The organism is Klebsiella sp. BIGb0407 (assembly GCF_024807845.1).
Taxonomy (GTDB): domain Bacteria; phylum Pseudomonadota; class Gammaproteobacteria; order Enterobacterales; family Enterobacteriaceae; genus JGM124.
Genome location: NZ_JANUEQ010000001.1, coordinates 1,518,713 through 1,535,254 on the forward strand (window position 1 = coordinate 1,518,713; position 16,542 = coordinate 1,535,254).

Here is a 16,542-nt window from a genome sequence, read left to right on the forward strand (position 1 = left end):
GGCCACTTATTGGTTATGGCTGAGGCATCCACGCTGGCATTAAAACAGATGACTTTGAGAATTCCGGATTTTTAGCCAGTAAGTCATCCATATTTTTAATATCATTGGCTTTCAGCGTTTCCTGGGTAATTAATACCGGTGGTACGGTCACTAATGGGGGAACTTCCTCACCTTTAAGCAACATAGCCAGAGCGCGAACACTCACTTCTCCCATCACTGACGGGTTAGTGGTGGCCGTTGCTACCCATGCACTTCCCGGTTCACGCATTGCCTGAATATCTGAATTCGAGATATCAGCGCTATAGATTTTAACGTTTTTGGATAAACCGGCTTCATCAACGGCAATTTTGGCTCCTTTGGCAAATTCATCATACGGGGAGAAAATCACTTTAATATCTGGATTCGCACGCAGAACCGCAGCAGCCTGATCGGCAACCTGGTTTGGAATAGGGTTGCTCATGGTTCCGAAGCGAGCCACTTCAACAATACCCGGGTTATCTTTTTTCAGGGCCGTGAAGACTTCGTCCCTTCTGTCGAGAGGCGGAATACCCGGAACATACACGTAGGCCGCTTTCCAGTCTTTACCGTTATCTTTCATCGCCTGCTCAAGAGACAGTTCAGCAATTAACTGGTCATCCTGGTTAATCTGTGGGATAGCCGGGTTTTGTGCATTGATATCAAAAGCCACAACCTTGATACCATTTTTAACCGCCATATCTGCCAGATCTTTTAACGAGTCGGTGAAACCGTGCTGCAGAATAATACCGTCATAACCTTTCATGATGGCTTGTTCCAGCTGACTACGCTGGAGTGCCGCATCCTGGCGTGCATCATAAACATCGACTTTAAATCCTAATGCATCAGACTGGCGCTTAACCCCTTTCAGATAGAGTTCAGGGAAATCGCCCTGCGACAGATATCTGACATGAGCAATGCGTTTTTGCTTACCTTCAAAGGGTGCTTTAGTTTCAGCATGAACACCCGCCGTGCTCATTACGCCCAACATAACCGTACATAACAAACCAAATTTCTTGATACTTTTCATTATGGTGTCCTCTATTATCGGCGATTTTTGGATAATCCAAAGGTGAACATCAGCGCAGCAACCAGTACCAGACCTTTAATAAAATCCTGGGTATAGTAAGGCGTATTCAACATCGTTAAACCATTAAGCAGTACTCCGACAAACAGCGCACCGATAGCAGAGCCCTGCGCATTCGGTCTTGCGGCTCCCAGTACCGCATAACCAATCAGTGCTGCCGCAACCGCATCCATTAGCAATGAGTTACCGGAGCTCACATCACCGCGACCAATACGTGCTGCCAGCAAAATACCGCCAATGGAGGCAAATACACCGGATAACACATAGGCAACGTAGCGATAGAATTTGACTCTGGCACCCGCCAGTCGTGATGCCTGTTCGTTAGAGCCAATCGCATACATCACGCGACCATGACGCGTTCTTTCCAGGAAGAAGTAAGTCACGACCGCCAGTACCAGCATGATGACAACGGGTACCGGAATAATGTCAAACAGACGAGCCCGGCCAAGGAATAAGAAAGCTTCAGTAAAGTTACCTTGTGCTGTTTCACCGTTACTGAGCGTCATACCCGTAGAAATAGAACGCCCTTCGGTCGGAATAAGCTGCAGGCCTAACAGCAGGAACATCATTCCCAGCGTGGTCAGCAGATCGGGGATGCGCATCTGCACGGTTAAGAAGCCATTAATTAAACCGACAATGACCCCAACGCCTATCGCTGAAACAATGGCCAGTGTGGTTCCGCCATCAAAGACCACCATCACATAACTGGCCGTCATCATCGAGAATGCCGCGGTAGAACCAATAGAAAGATCAAACCCATTAACGGCCAGTGTCGCTGTCACACCTAATGCCAGAATGGCCACAATCGATACTGATTGCAGGATAATCATCATATTTATGGTGCTGATAAATGCAGGTTCCGCGAGTGAAAATATAATAAACAGCGTCACCAATAATACGATCAGACCATATCTGATCGCTATTTCACGTGTATTTTTCATTAACCCTTCCTTCAGGTGCTTATTATTCAACGATGTCTTTTTCTGGTGCAGCTGCTATTTGTTTTATGAGTACTGGCATTTCTATTTTATCTACGCGATGAATTCCAGCTAGATTATTATGATTAAACACAATAATTCTGTCGGCGATCTCCAGCGCTTCTTCTATATCGGTACAAACGGCAATAGTGGCTCTGTTTTGTGCGGTATTTCTTAATAACTCACCAATCTGTCGGCGGGAAGATATATCTACGCCCTGGAAGGGTTCATTTAATAATAGAGCCTGGCAGTCATCGAGCGTCCAGCGAGCAATAATTGCTTTCTGTTGATTACCACCTGATAAGGTCGACATTAATGCCTCTGCATCGGTGTATTTAACATGAGTCCGCTTAATCGCTGCTTCGACGGTAGTTTTTTCTTGTTGACGGTTGACGATACTCCCCCGACAGAATTTGGCGAGAAATGGCAGGCTGACATTCTGCTCAATAGTAAAGTCCGGAATAATTGCGTTATTGCCGCGGTCTTCCTGCACCATAAAAATACCATTTTCAATAGCATGTCTTGGATTCTTCGCTGACCAGGACTGACCATTAAGCAGAATTTCGCCCTCATGAAATGGCTGCATGCCAAAAATGCCTTCCACCACTGAAGTACAACCCGAAGATAACAGCCCGGTCAATACCACCACTTCTCCGGTTTTGAATTGCAAATCAAAAGGGAGTGAGGTTTCAGTTAAACGCACACCTTTAAGGCTTATGACTTCTTTATTACCCGCCACGTACTGATGGCGGATCTCGCCGACGGCATGCCCGAGCATCGAGTGAACGGCACCATCATAATCCAGCGGTTGTTCAAACAGGCCGACAATACGACCTTCACGCAGAGTGGCAATTTTTGATGCTAACGTACGCAAATCGGACATACGATGCGAAATATAAATAATGGCCACATTCTGCTCACGCAACTTTTTCACCGCACGAAACAGATTAGCGGCCTCTTTATCTGACAGACTGGAAGTCGGTTCATCCAGAATTAATAACCGTGGTTTTTCTGAAACTGCGCGGGCAATAGAAACCAGCTGCCTTTCAGCTTGCCCTAATTCAGAAACCGGCTGATCCAGAGAAAAACTTAATCCGAGATTATCGGCAATCTCTTTGGCTTGCTGGTGTAATACTTTTTTATTAATAAAATGTGGAATTCGACCATCACATAATCTGTCCAGTAACAGATTCTCCGCAATAGTCAGATCCTGTACAACGCCATCATTAATAATTTGGTGAACAGTGATGATTCCGGCTTTGCGTGCTGCCTGCGGGGTATTAATCTGACACTCTTCACCATTGATATATATCGCACCCCGATCGGCGGTATAGATACCACTGAGTATTTTGACTAAGGTTGATTTTCCTGCGCCATTCGCCCCCATCAAGGCAAGGATCTCTCCACCTTGCAGAGTTAAATTAATCTCATGCAAAACAATGTTGGTGCCAAATTGCTTCTTGATGCCGCGTATTTCAATCATGTTGTTTTGTTGTGCTGACATCACAAGCCCTCATCTTTATGTTCACATACGGTTTACATATGTAAAATATGACACTACAAATGTAAACAGTCTGTGACTAAGATAACAATTCAACTTTAATCCCTTCGGGCGGCGGGGAATTGCGTGGAAGCGTGAAGCGAGTCATGTTTTATTTGAGTGAGAGTAGAAACAAAGATGAATAATGATGAAGGAAAGGTATGCGCATAAGACGCATAAAAAAGCCACCGCTGAGGTGGCTATAGAGTTGTTGCTTTATCGATAGTGCTGTAGCAGGGTAACCGCAATATTATCGATTAACGGCGGTTACCAAAAATACGCAGCAGCATCAGGAACAGGTTAATAAAGTCAAGATACAGGGTCAGCGCGCCAACGATGGAATACTTACGCATCATACTGGTATCGCGAGTATCAATTTGTTCGCCGATATTTTTCAGTTTCTGTGTGTCATAAGCGGTCAGACCAACAAACACAATCACCCCAATGTAAGTAATTGCCCACATCAAAGCGTCGCTTTTCAGCCAGAAGTTGACCAGAGAAGCGAGAACAATACCGATAAGTGCCATAAACAGCATATTACCGAAACCGCTTAAATCACGTTTTGTGGTGTAACCATAGATGCTCATGGCACCAAACATACCACCGGCAACCACAAAGGTACTGGCGATGGAAGACGCGGTATAGGCGAGGAAAATACTCGACATCGTCAAGCCAGTCAGCGCGGAATAGAGCATAAACAGTGAGGTGGCAAGCCCGGGGCTTAGCTTATGGATCATGCCTGAAATAACGAATACCAGTGCCAGCTGGGCAATGATCAGGCCAAAGAAAGTGATATTACTTGAAAAAACAAACTGCATCACTGCAGGTGAGTTTGCGGCATACCAGGCGATAAAAGCGGTCAGTAATAAACCGCATGTCATCCAGCCATAGACTTGAGCCATAAAGGCTTGAAGACCAGTATTAGCACGCTGAACAATCGTATCATTGGAACGTGGAAATCTGTCCATGATGTATCCTCTAAAGAGTAAAGTCTTGATTCGGGCATAACGCCCATCTGCGGTATAATATTAACACATCTTGAGCGGGATGATATTTACCAGCGATTCGCCGCATTATCGTCGCTTTCTTTGGCCTCAATCCAGCGTCCGCCTTCCTGCGTCGCTTCGCGTTTCCAGAAAGGAGCGCGAGTTTTCAGGTAATCCATAATAAATTCAGCCCCGGCAAAAGCTGCGTCACGATGGGACGAACTGACACCAACAAAAACAATCTGCTCTCCCGCATGAAGTTCGCCCACACGGTGGATAACCGTAACCCGCTGTAATGGCCAGCGCCCTCTCGCCTCAGTGATAATTTCTGCAAGCGCTTTTTCGGTCATACCCGGATAATGTTCAAGCGTCAGACCGCTGACGGTGTCGCCGAGATTATGATTACGAACCTTACCGGTAAATGTCACTACGGCACCATCATCGTCACACTCAGCTAACCATTGATATTCGTCGCCGACCTGAAAATCATGCTGGCAGACCAGAATACGGGTATTATTCATTCAGCCTCCGGTTACCGGTGGGAAAAATGCCACTTCATCCCCATCAACTAAAGGGGTATCGAAGCTCACCAGGGTCTGATTGACTGCTGCCAGTAATTTTCCTGATTCCAGAGCCAGTTCCCAGCGACTCCCTTTCCCGGCGAGAGAGGCGCGCAGTTGCTCAACATCCGTATAGCAGGATTCAAGTTCGACGCTATCGCAGCCGGTTAACTCCCTAACCTGAGCAAAAAAAAGCACTTTAATCATGGGGATCCACCTTAAAATCACCGGACTTACCGCCGCTTTTTTCCAGCAAACGTATCGGGCCAATGACCATGTCTTTTTGTACTGCTTTGCACATATCATAAATGGTTAAAGCCGCCACCGAGGCCGCGGTTAACGCTTCCATTTCCACTCCGGTTTTACCACTCAGACGGCAAACCGATTCAATACGTACCCGGGAGTGTTCTGGCTGCGCCTCCAGTTTAACTTCGAGGTGCGTCAGTAATAAGGGATGGCAAAGCGGGATCAGTTCCCAGGTGCGTTTTGCGGCTTGGATCCCGGCAATACGTGCGGTAGCAAAAACGTCACCTTTATGGTGCTGCCCTGAGATAATCATCTCAAGGGTGCTAGCCTGCATGCTGACGAAGCCTTCGGCACGCGCTTCGCGTACGGTTTCTGCCTTAGCGGAAACATCGACCATTTGGGCTTCACCCGCGGCATTAATATGAGTCAGTTGTGACATAGTTTAATTCTTTATATGAGGATGAAAGTTACAGGGACGCTGACGGGCATCAAGCTGCTGCATAATGATATTTTCCCATGCGGTACGACAGGCATTGGTCGAGCCTGGCATAGCAAAAATTAACGTCCGGTTCGCCATACCCGCTATTGCCCGGGACTGAAGGGTCGAAGTGCCAATATCTTCATAAGAAAGCATACGGAACAACTCGCCAAACCCGGCAATATCCCGATCAAACAGCGGCTGTAATGCTTCAGGCACTTGGTCATTTTCAGTAAAACCTGTACCGCCGTTAATTAACACGACCTGAACGCTTTCATCCGCAATCCACTGGGATACACAGGCTCGTATGCGATAGAGGTTTTCTTTTGTTATCACATTTTCAAGAACCTCATGACCGGCCTCAATTGCCGCATCACGCAGATAATGTCCTGACGTATCATTGTCCTGAGTACGATGACCGGACACCGTCAAAATAACAATTCGTGCGGGAATAAATTCTGTACTCACCTGACTCATGAATTTTCTCCTGGCAGCGTAACTTAGCCGCCGATAAATGACAGATTCTGGGTGATACCCGTATGGCCATCAAGCAGGAAGTGGGTCTGTTTTTTCTGTGCCAGGGCAGCGCTAATACGCGCTTCAAGCTCGGTCTGCTGGTCGTCTTCTGCCAGTAAATCACGCAAAGCAATACCCTGCTCGCCGAACAGGCACAGATGTAAATTACCGATAGCTGAAACACGTAACCGGTTACAACTGCTACAGAAATCTTTCTCATACGGCATAATCAGGCCAATTTCCCCTTGGTAATCAGGGTGACAAAAAACTTGTGCCGGGCCGTCACTACGCTGGCGGATCTGATGTATCCATCCCCGGGATAGCAAAGTATCACGCACCACTTTTCCCGAAACATGATGTTTCTGGAACAGGCTACGCCCTTCCCCGGTTTCCATCAGTTCAATAAAACGTAGCTGAATGGGGCGATCTTTGATCCAGTTCAGAAAGGTATCTAGCTGATGGTGGTTTACATCGCGCATTAGCACAGCGTTGACTTTAACTCGCTCAAAACCCGCCTCAAAAGTGGCATCAATGCCAGCCATCACTTGATGAAATTTGTCTTGTCCGGTAATAGCATGAAACTGACGTGCATCCAGACTATCGATACTGACATTCACAGCGGTAAGGCCAGCTTCACGCCAGGTTTTGATATCACGAGCCAGACGATAGCCGTTAGTGGTGACAGCCAGTTGACGAATAGTGGAATTTTCACGAACGGCCGCAATGATATCGCTGAAATCACGTCGTAAAGAGGGTTCACCGCCGGTCAGACGCACTTTCTCTGTTCCCATACTGGCGAACGCACGCGTCACCCGACGTATTTCATCCAGGCTGAGGAAACTTTTGTTTGCTACACCCTGGGGCTTATAGCCATCGGGCAGGCAGTAGCTACAACGAAAGTTACAAACATCGGTAATAGATAACCGCAAGTAATAGAACTTGCGTGCAAAAGCATCGGTAAGTTGAGTCACTGAATACACCTTTCCAAAATACGGGAGATGCAGTCATTTCTTCCTGCACCCTGGTGGCTGAAATTGCCACGGCCAGGGCACCTTATCGTCGGACTTAGGTACCAAGGCTTGAGTGTGTCTTTGAGATAGTAACCTGACAGAATGCCTTGTGCTATCTCATATTTCGCTATATAAATAATTATATAGCGTTGAAATTCCTCAATTTTAATAAAAAGAATAGTCCCAAATGCGGGTATTCAGATTGATATACATCATTAAGAGTAGGCTGAGATCGTTTTTTTGTGGTTTTTGCACTAGCTTATGCGTGTTTTATGCCTTCTAATCTGTCTCGCATATGTCTGCACCGGACATAGCGTTAGTCATATAGCCTCACAGGCGAGCCACTTAAAAAGGATGAGTATGCGTAATCGTACGCTGGCGGATCTTGATCGGATTGTCGCCTTGGGTGGAGGACACGGGCTGGGCCGCGTGATGTCCTCTTTGGCGTTTCTCGGTTCCCGGTTAACCGGGATTGTCACTACTACCGATAACGGCGGTTCAACAGGACGTATTCGACGTTCTGAAGGCGGTATCGCCTGGGGCGATATGCGTAACTGCTTAAATCAGCTCATCACCGAACCTAGTATCGCTTCAGCAATGTTTGAATATCGTTTTGCTGGCAACGGTGAGTTATCCGGACACAACCTTGGTAACTTGATGCTTAAAGCGCTCGACCACTTGAGCGTACGGCCTATGGAAGCCATCAATCTTATTCGTAATTTACTGAAAGTAGATGCCTTTTTAATCCCCATGTCCGAGTATCCGGTCGATTTAATGGCAACGGATAGCCAGGGTAATGCTATCTACGGTGAAGTGAATATTGATAATCTGGCCGAGCCACCGCAGGATTTGATGCTTTACCCAAAAGCACCGGCAACACGTGAAGCTCTGGATGCCATTACAGAAGCTGATTTGGTGCTAATAGGTCCAGGCAGTTTTTATACCAGCCTGTTACCTATTCTGTTACTTGAAGAGATGGACCAGGCATTACGTCGCACCTCCGCCCCGGTCGTCTATATCGGTAATCTCGGCAAAGAACTGAGCCCGGCAGCGGCAAGCCTTTCTCTGAACGAGAAGTTAGAGATAATAGAACAGCATGTTGGTAAACGCATTATTGATGCGGTGATAGTCAGCCCGCAGGTTGATACCAGTCAGCTGAATAACCGGTTGATTATTCAGCAACCGCTGGAGGCCTGCGATGTGAAGTATCGCCATGACCGCCAGCTGTTGCGTGCTGCTATTGAGAAAACGCTACAGCAGCTAGGTTAACGCTTATGAGATAGAGATAAACAAAGCACGGAGCTGCTGCAATTTATCACGTACCTGAGCCGCTTCCTCAAACTCAAGGTTTTGCGCATGTTTCAGCATCTGAGCTTCCAGTTGCTGAATTTTCTGCTGCAAGGCCTTCGGCGTCAGAACCACTTCATCGTCTTCTATCACGCTGCGTGCTTTGGTTTTCTGACGGCCTTTGGTTTTTGCCATCCCCTCACCCAGTTGCAGGACGTCCACGACTTTTTTGTTCAGTCCCTGCGGGATTATTCCATGCTCTTCGTTATAGCGCTGTTGTTTCTCACGGCGACGTTCTGTTTCGCTTATGGCTTTTGCCATTGATGCAGTAATTTTATCGCCGTACAGAATGGCTTTACCGTTAATATTACGAGCAGCACGACCAATGGTCTGGATTAAGGAACGTTCAGAACGAAGGAAACCTTCTTTGTCAGCATCAAGAATCGCTACCAGTGAGACTTCAGGCATATCCAGCCCCTCACGGAGTAAGTTGATACCCACCAGAACATCAAACTCTCCCAGACGTAAGTCGCGAATAATTTCCATACGCTCTACGGTATCGATATCTGAATGCAGATAGCGCACTCGCTCACCATGCTCTTCCAGATACTCAGTCAAGTCTTCTGCCATGCGCTTGGTTAAGGTGGTAACCAGTACGCGTTCATTAATCTGCACGCGCTGACGGATTTCTGACAGTAAATCGTCGACTTGTGTCCCCACCGGCCGGACTTCAATTATAGGATCAAGCAGGCCAGTAGGACGCACCACCTGTTCGACAACATCACCGCCCGATTTCTCTAGTTCATAGTTACTTGGCGTGGCAGAAACATAGATAGTCTGCGGGGCAAGCGCTTCAAACTCTTCAAATTTTAACGGCCGGTTGTCCAGAGCTGATGGCAGGCGAAAACCGTACTCAACCAAATTTTCTTTACGCGCGCGGTCGCCACGATACATGCCGCCAATTTGCGGAATAGTAACGTGGGATTCATCAACAATTAACAGGCCATCAGCCGGAAGATAATCAAACAGCGTCGGCGGTGGCTGGCCGGGGCCGCGGCCGGACAGATAGCGGGAGTAGTTTTCAATCCCGGAGCAATAACCCAGTTCGTTCATCATCTCTAAATCAAACTGCGTTCGCTGTGAGATGCGTTGTTCTTCCAGTAGCTTATTCTGTTCCAGCAGCGTTTTTTTCCTGTCCACCAACTCCACTTTAATGTCTTCTATCGCTTGAACGATACGTTCCCGCGGCGTGACATAGTGGGATTTAGGGTAAACGGTAAAGCGCTGGATAGTGGAGTCAATATGCCCGGTAAGTGGGTCAAATAACGAAAGTCTTTCGACTTCTTCATCAAACAGTTCAACCCGCAGAGCCAAATCGTCTGATTCAGCGGGGAAAATATCAATAACTTCACCGCGCACCCGAAAAGTGCCCCGCTGAAACGCCTGATCGTTGCGAGTATATTGCAGGTCGGTCAGACGGCGTAAAATTGACCGCTGATCGATAATCATGCCCTTTGTCAGGTGCAGCATCATCTTCAGATATAAATCAGGATCGCCGAGACCATAAATAGCGGACACTGAAGCCACTACCACCACGTCCCTGCGCTCCAGAAGGGCTTTGGTTGCCGAAAGCCGCATCTGTTCGATATGTTCGTTTACCGAGGCATCTTTTTCGATAAAGGTATCTGAGCTGGGAACATAAGCTTCTGGCTGGTAGTAATCGTAATAGGAGACAAAAAACTCCACGGCGTTTTCAGGAAAGAACTCTTTCATTTCGCCATAAAGCTGTGCTGCCAGCGTTTTATTGGGCGCCAGCACCATTGTCGGACGCTGCAAATCAGCAATGACATTCGCCACGGTGAAAGTTTTACCCGATCCGGTTACACCCAAAAGTGTCTGATGTGCGAGACCATCTTCCAGCCCCTCTTTGAGTTGACGAATGGCATCAGGCTGATCGCCTGAAGGGGTAAACGCAGAATGAAGTTTGAACGCTTTACTCATGGAGAGACTACCTGCTGAAGAAATGCGCGAGCCAAGAGGTCATTTTACCTGCAAGAGGGATTATTTCCAGAAAAAACTGTATATAACACCAGCCCCGCCATTCTAATTGTTGATAAAAAAGACAATGGCAGTTTGTATTTTAACCACTTTAAAGTGGTTACTGAACAAAATTAGAATGAAGTCAGGTTATCCCCAGTTTTTTTTGCCTTTTAACATTTGTCAATAGAGGGTCTCTCAGACCATTACGTTTGATGTCAGATTTATGACAGTTATTGATTTTATTTAACTTATTGAATAATATAATTTATATTATAAAGGCGGCTTTCGCAGCAATTTAGATGAAACCCGCGTCCGAGCTCGCTTCAATCTAGTTTTCTAACCCTAATGCACAGGGTTATCCACAGGAATAGTGGATAACTAAGTCAAGCCCTTATCCTTCGCCGCCTGCGAATCCTTCCGATTTTTTTTATTCTCGACCAAAAAAAAATTTTCGGTAATTTTTTTCGCTTTTACAATTCGATTTTTCGTGGGTTTTAGCCACGTTAATGGGGTGTTTTCTCAGCATAGATTGTGTCGAATTTAATCGTATTTTTCCGCTCGCCTTCCTGGCTCCGGAAATCCAGCCAAAAGGCACAATGATAGTATGGTTTTATGTGCGTAAGAGTAATAAACGCTCTATAATCCTGTCTGAATGAAAAATATCGACCAATGGGAAAGAATTCTTTTAACTTTTCATCTATTGCCGGGAGATCTTATGCAGGAATACATTTTCTTTAAAAAAAACAATAAAATCATTGCATTGGAAGGTAATGATAAAGAAAAACACTCTTTTTTCACGCAAGATGGGTGGGAGAAGCTATATGAAGAGATATCCGCATCGGATGCCGAAAGCGCTCTCGCAAGGCTCGCAGACATCCGAAAAGATGAGGTGGCAACGGAGCATGCTTTTATCACCGGGTCGGCATTCAGTAGTCTTCTGGCAGCCATACTGAAGTAGTGCTCCTCGGGGCATTTTATCGCCCTTTCTCATTCTTTACCTGAAAATGGGATTAAGTGGGTCAGGTCAAAATAATGTCCCAATTTGATTATCTTGGTTAGGCTGCCAAATCCGAGAATGAATGCAATCTAAAAGTTAGCATCATTAAAAAAGCAGATATTTTTATGATAGATTTTAAAATTATTAACTGTAACCTTAAATGGAGTAACACATATCAGTAAAATTATTACATTAGGATTAAAAAGAATAAATTATGAACGATATAACTGACAGCTCCACAATATCACCACACACTGTAACCCCTACCTCAATGCTATTTTCAGACAAAGATGAAAATAAAACCATAAAGAATATTGTCAACGTCAGAAATGAACCTGTCGAGTTTATGGATCTCCCCATCGAATTAAAGCAAAAAATTGCTTTTAATCTGGATGGGTTCAGTTATGCAAACTTACATTTAACCTCTAAAAGAATGCATCATGAACTCACCTCACTTAAAGAAATACCTGTAAAATTAAAAAGATGCTCGGGTGAATTAAAATCATCCTATGAAAAAATGTATATTAAATCAATTAGACAAATGGTTAGAAATGAAAAAAAAGACGATATCCTCCAGTGTCTAAAGCGCATTTCTATTGGTAAATGCTGTACAAGCTCCAATAATATATCTATTGCCACCAGATATGAATCCAACTGCACTCTACCCGGTAAACACTGGAGTGGTAATATTTTATCACACTGCGGAGTCGAAATAATGAAGCTTTCAAATAATAGATTAATACCGGGAATAATGTTAAGACAAGAAAATGCTTCATCAGGCTTATCTACAAACCGAACTGTAAGTCTGAGTTTTAGAGAAAAAGACCTTAACGACAAAACCATTGAACTTATATTCCATGCATTCAATACTATATTTAATGAAGAAAGTTCCAACGACCGCCTCCTGGTTGCACTCAGTGCAATAAAACTAAGAAGTTATTTGTGCCGAAAACCACCAGAAGGCGTGGATAAAAACAAAATAGTCATGTGCACGTCTAATTACCCATCCTTACATGCAATAGGTTGTATTATTTTTCATTATCTTATAGGAAAGTGAAATGAGTAAAAATTAGTCACAAACGCCGTCCTTATACGGACAATATAATACAGTGTATTTTCGCCAACTCAGTTAGCTTGAAGAATAACGGATATATTCAATAACTCTCCTGAGGATAGATCAACGATGCCAGATTAAGATAATCACCAAGATTTGTCTCCACAGCCAGTTCCTCCAGCCAAGGGATCTCCCCCAGCAATGGTGCAGAGATCCGTTGCTTAAGGGTTGCAAGGTATTCGGTATGCCATTTCCCCTGCGGCTGGATATCATTTGCTATCCAGCCTGCAAGCCTGAGCCCTGCGGCTTCTACCGCTTGGGCGGTAAGCAACGCATGGTTTATACACCCCAGTTTAATCCCTACCACCAGAATTACCGGGAGTTGCTCTGCCTTAACCCAATCGGCAAAGGTCTGAGTTTCCGATAAGGGGGTAAACCAGCCTCCCGCACCCTCAACCAATACCCAATCAGACTGAGCGGCTAAGTACTCCAGGCCTTCAGACATGACCGGGAAGTGAATCGGTCGTTGCTCATGGGCGCTGATGATATGCGGTGATGTCGGCTCGATAAAAGCAAGAGGGTTAATCGCCTCATAGGGCAACTTCAGACTACTTGCCCGCTGTAATGCCAGAGCATCGTCATTACGAATTCCCTCAGCTGTTATCTGACTACCTGAGGCGACGGGTTTATAGCCAGCAGCATGATATCCTGCACTTACCGCCGCCTGTAACAATGCACAACTGGCAACCGTCTTACCCACTTCCGTATCAGTACCGGTAATAAACCACTTATTCGTCACGTTCAATTACTCCGGAAATTATTTGCCAGCTCAGGGGATAACCGGCTTGATGTTGCGGCCATACGGAAGCGAGGCGTTGTAACTGACTACGTGTAGTCAGCTGTTGATGGCGGCCGTGATGTAAATGCGTTGCCCCTACTCCCTTAAGTGAACGCATAGCACTGATAACATCAGGAAAATACTGCGTTATAGGGTGACATTGCAGGTGCGAGTCCCAATGGCGGCAAGCCTGCTCAATGTCTTCTATTGTCATAAAAGTATTAACCGGCTGGCGATCGTCCACCGCTTGCCAGGCCTGACGCAACTCGATAAGTGAACCTGAAGCCAGGGTAGTAAAAGCAATACAGCCGCCAGGTTTAGTTACCCGATAAAGTTCAGACAGCGCTTGATGAATATCAGAACACCACTGGAGTGCAAGGTTACTCCAGGCTAAATCCACACGCTTATCCGCCAAGGGAATAGATTCGATATCCGCTTCAATAAAGCGTTCTGCTGACTGTTTCTGCTGACAGGATTCCAGCATCGAAGCCGATAAATCGAGAGCAATTACCCGGCTACCACGACTCTGCCAGACGCGGCTATACCAGCCAGTACCGCATCCTGCATCCAGTAGACCATTTGCCCGCCGTGAAGAAACGCGTTCCAGTAAAGCATCTCCTGTGAGTCGTTGCAGTTCAGCAAACTGTTCATAGTGATTAGCCGCCCGACTAAAGGCAGCTGCAATAGCCGCTTTATCAACTTGCTGCGTCATAAAGTGCCTCCAGCAAACGTTCAATATCCTCGTCACTGTGTGCTGCACTCAGCGTGATACGTAAACGGGCGCTGCCTTGAGGAACGGTCGGTGGGCGAATAGCGGTTAGCCAGATTCCCTGTTCACGTAATCGGGCGGCCATCGTCAGGGCTGCCTGATTATCACCGATAATTAGCGGCTGAATCGCGCTATCGCTGGGCAGTCGCTGAAAAGGCAGGGCTGAAGCGCCGTCGCAAAAACGTCTGATATTACTCTGTAGTCTTGCGCGTAAATCATCGGCCTGGCGAACAACCTGCAACGCTGCGCGTAGCGTGGAGGCTTGAGCCGCAGGCATCATGGTGCTGTAGATGAGATGCCGGGCATACTGCAGCAAATAATCGGCGATTGTTACATGGCACAATACCGCAGCCCCACTGACGCCGAATGCCTTACCAAAAGTCACCACCAGTATATGCGGCTTAATCTGCTGAGCCTGGCAACTACCACACCCCTCATCACCAGCAACCCCAATACCATGGGCATCATCAACCATCAACCAGGCCCCTGCTTGCCGGGCCTGATTTGCCAGCTCGGTCAGAGGGGCTCTGTCGCCGTCCATACTGAATATCCCTTCCGTCATCAGTAATGTTTCGCCCGTCACGCGCGGCGTTAACAGATGCTGGAGTGCAGAGATATCATTGTGCTGAAAACGTTTAAACTGTGCAGAGGACTGCATCGCCGCTTCCTGCATTGAGGCGTGGCAAAGCTTATCGGCAACCAGCAGATCCGCTTTCTGTCCGAGGGCGCTGATAACCGCCTGGTTCGCGCTATAACCAGAGATAAATAGCAGTGCCCGGTCAAAACCAAGCCATGCTGCCAGTTCTTGCTCAAACAGCTGATGCTCCTGACTATAGCCAGTAATATGCCCGGAACTGGTACTTCCCACTCCCCATTGCGCTGCGCCCTGCTGCCAGGCGGCAATCAGTGCAGGATGCTGACTCAGACCGAGGTAATCATTACTGGAAAAATTCAGGTAGGGCCGTCCGGCGAACTGAATCTCTCTCCCCTGATGTCGCTCATAGGCCTGGCGACGGCGAAACAGCCCTTTTTCCTGCTGTTGCACTAAAGCGCTATCAATACGTTGCTGCCAGCTCATTACACGGCCGCATTGTAGTAGTGTTCAGTGTCTGCATTCACCCACTGCCGAGTGAGATGTTGCTGTTGTTCATTATCCCCAAGCTCAGTGGCGGTATGCTGCGGGTTAATGCCCAGCTTACGGAACAGACGTAGATCGCTATCTTCTTCCGGATTGGTGGTAGTCAGTAGTTTACAGCCATAAAAAATCGAGTTTGCTCCGGCCATAAAACACATTGCCTGGGTTTGTTCACTCATCTGCTCCCGTCCTGCTGACAGACGGACATAAGAGCCCGGCATCATGACCCTTGCCACAGCAATGGTACGAATAAAATCAAAAGGATCGACATCATCATTATCGGCCAGCGGCGTGCCTTTGACTTTGACCAGCATGTTAATGGGTACGCTTTCGGGTGGCGCAGGCATATTGGCAAGCTGTAATAACAGCCCGGCACGATCCTTCACGGTCTCCCCTAATCCAAGGATGCCTCCGGAGCAAACTTTAATCCCGGCTTCGCGTACTTTATCCAGGGTATCAAGGCGTTCCTGGTAGGTGCGAGTAGTAATGATATTGCCGTAGAATTCCGGCGAGGTGTCCAGGTTATGGTTGTAATAATCCAGCCCGGCTGCAGCCAGCCTTCCCGCCTGGGAGTTATTCAATGTTCCGAGGGTCATACAGGTTTCCAGTCCCATCTCCCTGACGCCCTTTACCATTTGCTCAAGATAGGGCATATCGCGCTCATGGGGATTTTTCCAGGCGGCCCCCATACAAAAACGGGTTGCTCCGGCGCTTAATGCCTTGCGGGCAGAATCCAGTACCTGCCCCACCTCCATCAAACGCTCAGCTTCAAGACCGGTTTTATAGCGAGCACTCTGCGGACAGTATTTACAGTCTTCCGGGCAAGCTCCCGTTTTAATCGACAGCAAAGTGCTGACTTGAACTTGCAGGGGATCAAAGTGCTGACGATGAACTTGTTGCGCTTCAAACATCAATTCCATAAAAGGTTTTTCAAATAAAGCGGTGACTTGCGGCATTGTCCAGCAAGAGTTGTGAGCCATTAAGTCTCTCCGAAAGGTGTTATTATT

17 protein-coding genes and 1 riboswitch are annotated in these 16,542 nt (G+C 46.8%); of the genes, 3 read left to right on the plus strand and 14 right to left on the minus strand.

Going from position 1 to position 16,542, the window contains the following annotated elements; translation table 11 throughout:
• Positions 1–13: 13 nt before the first annotated feature.
• From M2387_RS07025 to moaA, 9 genes are all read right to left on the minus strand, one after another.
• Positions 14–1,045 carry a substrate-binding domain-containing protein gene (locus M2387_RS07025; protein WP_259048122.1) on the minus strand — a complete coding sequence of 344 codons (1,032 nt, stop codon included), beginning with the start codon at positions 1,043–1,045 and terminating at the stop codon, positions 14–16.
• Between the two features lie 14 nt (positions 1,046–1,059).
• A complete protein-coding gene (locus M2387_RS07030) occupies positions 1,060–2,043 on the minus strand; it encodes an ABC transporter permease (protein WP_259048124.1) in 984 nt (327 codons plus the stop codon).
• A 22-nt stretch (positions 2,044–2,065) separates the two neighbouring features.
• Positions 2,066–3,583, minus strand: coding sequence for a sugar ABC transporter ATP-binding protein (locus tag M2387_RS07035; RefSeq protein WP_259048126.1), 1,518 nt, complete (start codon positions 3,581–3,583; stop codon positions 2,066–2,068).
• A 293-nt stretch (positions 3,584–3,876) separates the two neighbouring features.
• Positions 3,877–4,587: a Bax inhibitor-1/YccA family protein gene (locus tag M2387_RS07040; protein WP_259048128.1), complete on the minus strand. Its 711-nt coding sequence runs from the start codon at positions 4,585–4,587 to the stop codon at positions 3,877–3,879.
• 86 nt (positions 4,588–4,673) lie between these two features.
• A complete protein-coding gene (gene moaE, locus M2387_RS07045; protein WP_259048129.1) occupies positions 4,674–5,126 on the minus strand; it encodes a molybdopterin synthase catalytic subunit MoaE in 453 nt (150 codons plus the stop codon).
• On the minus strand, positions 5,127–5,372 hold the full coding sequence (gene moaD / locus M2387_RS07050; RefSeq protein ID WP_259048130.1) for a molybdopterin synthase sulfur carrier subunit: 246 nt from the start codon (positions 5,370–5,372) through the stop codon (positions 5,127–5,129). It lies immediately after the preceding gene.
• A complete protein-coding gene (gene moaC / locus M2387_RS07055; protein ID WP_259048132.1) occupies positions 5,365–5,850 on the minus strand; it encodes a cyclic pyranopterin monophosphate synthase MoaC in 486 nt (161 codons plus the stop codon). Before moaC ends, moaD begins: the two co-directional genes overlap by 8 nt.
• Positions 5,851–5,853: 3 nt before the next feature.
• Positions 5,854–6,366 carry a molybdenum cofactor biosynthesis protein B gene (moaB, locus tag M2387_RS07060; protein WP_259048134.1) on the minus strand — a complete coding sequence of 171 codons (513 nt, stop codon included), beginning with the start codon at positions 6,364–6,366 and terminating at the stop codon, positions 5,854–5,856.
• Between the two features lie 23 nt (positions 6,367–6,389).
• Positions 6,390–7,376 carry a GTP 3',8-cyclase MoaA gene (gene moaA / locus M2387_RS07065; RefSeq protein WP_259048135.1) on the minus strand — a complete coding sequence of 329 codons (987 nt, stop codon included), beginning with the start codon at positions 7,374–7,376 and terminating at the stop codon, positions 6,390–6,392.
• A riboswitch (molybdenum cofactor riboswitch) is annotated at positions 7,367–7,504 on the minus strand. Its footprint overlaps the gene before it by 10 nt.
• Before the next feature lie 271 nt (positions 7,505–7,775).
• Between moaA and M2387_RS07070 the strand changes: the two genes are divergently transcribed.
• Positions 7,776–8,684 (plus strand): gluconeogenesis factor YvcK family protein, encoded by a 909-nt coding sequence (locus M2387_RS07070; protein ID WP_259048137.1) that lies wholly within the window; start codon positions 7,776–7,778, stop codon positions 8,682–8,684.
• Between the two features lie 3 nt (positions 8,685–8,687).
• Here the strand turns inward: M2387_RS07070 and uvrB are convergent, their stop codons facing one another.
• Positions 8,688–10,703, minus strand: a complete 2,016-nt coding sequence (gene uvrB / locus M2387_RS07075; RefSeq protein ID WP_259048138.1) for an excinuclease ABC subunit UvrB — start codon at positions 10,701–10,703, stop codon at positions 8,688–8,690.
• 754 nt (positions 10,704–11,457) lie between these two features.
• On the opposite strand from uvrB, the gene M2387_RS07080 reads away from it, so the two are divergent.
• Positions 11,458–11,700 (plus strand): hypothetical protein, encoded by a 243-nt coding sequence (locus M2387_RS07080; protein ID WP_259048140.1) that lies wholly within the window; start codon positions 11,458–11,460, stop codon positions 11,698–11,700.
• A gap of 253 nt (positions 11,701–11,953) precedes the next feature.
• Positions 11,954–12,796 carry an F-box protein gene (locus tag M2387_RS07085; protein WP_259048141.1) on the plus strand — a complete coding sequence of 281 codons (843 nt, stop codon included), beginning with the start codon at positions 11,954–11,956 and terminating at the stop codon, positions 12,794–12,796.
• 97 nt (positions 12,797–12,893) lie between these two features.
• Here the strand turns inward: M2387_RS07085 and bioD are convergent, their stop codons facing one another.
• From bioD to bioB, 4 genes are read right to left on the minus strand one after another with little or no spacing between them, the layout of a single operon-like run.
• Entirely contained in the window at positions 12,894–13,592 is a 699-nt protein-coding gene (gene bioD / locus M2387_RS07090; protein WP_259048142.1) for a dethiobiotin synthase, read from the minus strand.
• Complete coding sequence (bioC, locus tag M2387_RS07095) at positions 13,582–14,343, minus strand: malonyl-ACP O-methyltransferase BioC (protein ID WP_259048144.1); 762 nt, start codon at positions 14,341–14,343, stop codon at positions 13,582–13,584. Before bioC ends, bioD begins: the two co-directional genes overlap by 11 nt.
• Positions 14,327–15,478, minus strand: a complete 1,152-nt coding sequence (gene bioF / locus M2387_RS07100; protein ID WP_259048146.1) for an 8-amino-7-oxononanoate synthase — start codon at positions 15,476–15,478, stop codon at positions 14,327–14,329. The genes bioC and bioF overlap by 17 nt, the downstream gene beginning before the upstream one ends.
• Positions 15,478–16,515, minus strand: a complete 1,038-nt coding sequence (gene bioB / locus M2387_RS07105) for a biotin synthase BioB (protein ID WP_259048147.1) — start codon at positions 16,513–16,515, stop codon at positions 15,478–15,480. The genes bioF and bioB overlap by 1 nt, the downstream gene beginning before the upstream one ends.
• Between the last annotated feature and the right edge of the window lie 27 nt (positions 16,516–16,542).

Excerpts from the sequence above, each read along its gene's own strand:
- M2387_RS07040 (WP_259048128.1), bottom strand. The coding sequence starts at position 4,587 with ATGGACAGATTTCCACGTTCCAATGATACGATTGTTCAGCGTGCTAAT.
- M2387_RS07070 (WP_259048137.1), top strand. The coding sequence starts at position 7,776 with ATGCGTAATCGTACGCTGGCGGATCTTGATCGGATTGTCGCCTTGGGT.
- bioB (WP_259048147.1), bottom strand. The coding sequence starts at position 16,515 with ATGGCTCACAACTCTTGCTGGACAATGCCGCAAGTCACCGCTTTATTT.
- bioF (WP_259048146.1), bottom strand. The coding sequence starts at position 15,478 with ATGAGCTGGCAGCAACGTATTGATAGCGCTTTAGTGCAACAGCAGGAA.
- M2387_RS07080 (WP_259048140.1), top strand. The coding sequence starts at position 11,458 with ATGCAGGAATACATTTTCTTTAAAAAAAACAATAAAATCATTGCATTG.
- M2387_RS07085 (WP_259048141.1), top strand. The coding sequence starts at position 11,954 with ATGAACGATATAACTGACAGCTCCACAATATCACCACACACTGTAACC.
- moaD (WP_259048130.1), bottom strand. The coding sequence starts at position 5,372 with ATGATTAAAGTGCTTTTTTTTGCTCAGGTTAGGGAGTTAACCGGCTGC.
- moaC (WP_259048132.1), bottom strand. The coding sequence starts at position 5,850 with ATGTCACAACTGACTCATATTAATGCCGCGGGTGAAGCCCAAATGGTC.
- uvrB (WP_259048138.1), bottom strand. The coding sequence starts at position 10,703 with ATGAGTAAAGCGTTCAAACTTCATTCTGCGTTTACCCCTTCAGGCGAT.
- M2387_RS07035 (WP_259048126.1), bottom strand. The coding sequence starts at position 3,583 with ATGTCAGCACAACAAAACAACATGATTGAAATACGCGGCATCAAGAAG.
- bioC (WP_259048144.1), bottom strand. The coding sequence starts at position 14,343 with ATGACGCAGCAAGTTGATAAAGCGGCTATTGCAGCTGCCTTTAGTCGG.
- moaE (WP_259048129.1), bottom strand. The coding sequence starts at position 5,126 with ATGAATAATACCCGTATTCTGGTCTGCCAGCATGATTTTCAGGTCGGC.
- M2387_RS07030 (WP_259048124.1), bottom strand. The coding sequence starts at position 2,043 with ATGAAAAATACACGTGAAATAGCGATCAGATATGGTCTGATCGTATTA.
- moaB (WP_259048134.1), bottom strand. The coding sequence starts at position 6,366 with ATGAGTCAGGTGAGTACAGAATTTATTCCCGCACGAATTGTTATTTTG.
- M2387_RS07025 (WP_259048122.1), bottom strand. The coding sequence starts at position 1,045 with ATGAAAAGTATCAAGAAATTTGGTTTGTTATGTACGGTTATGTTGGGC.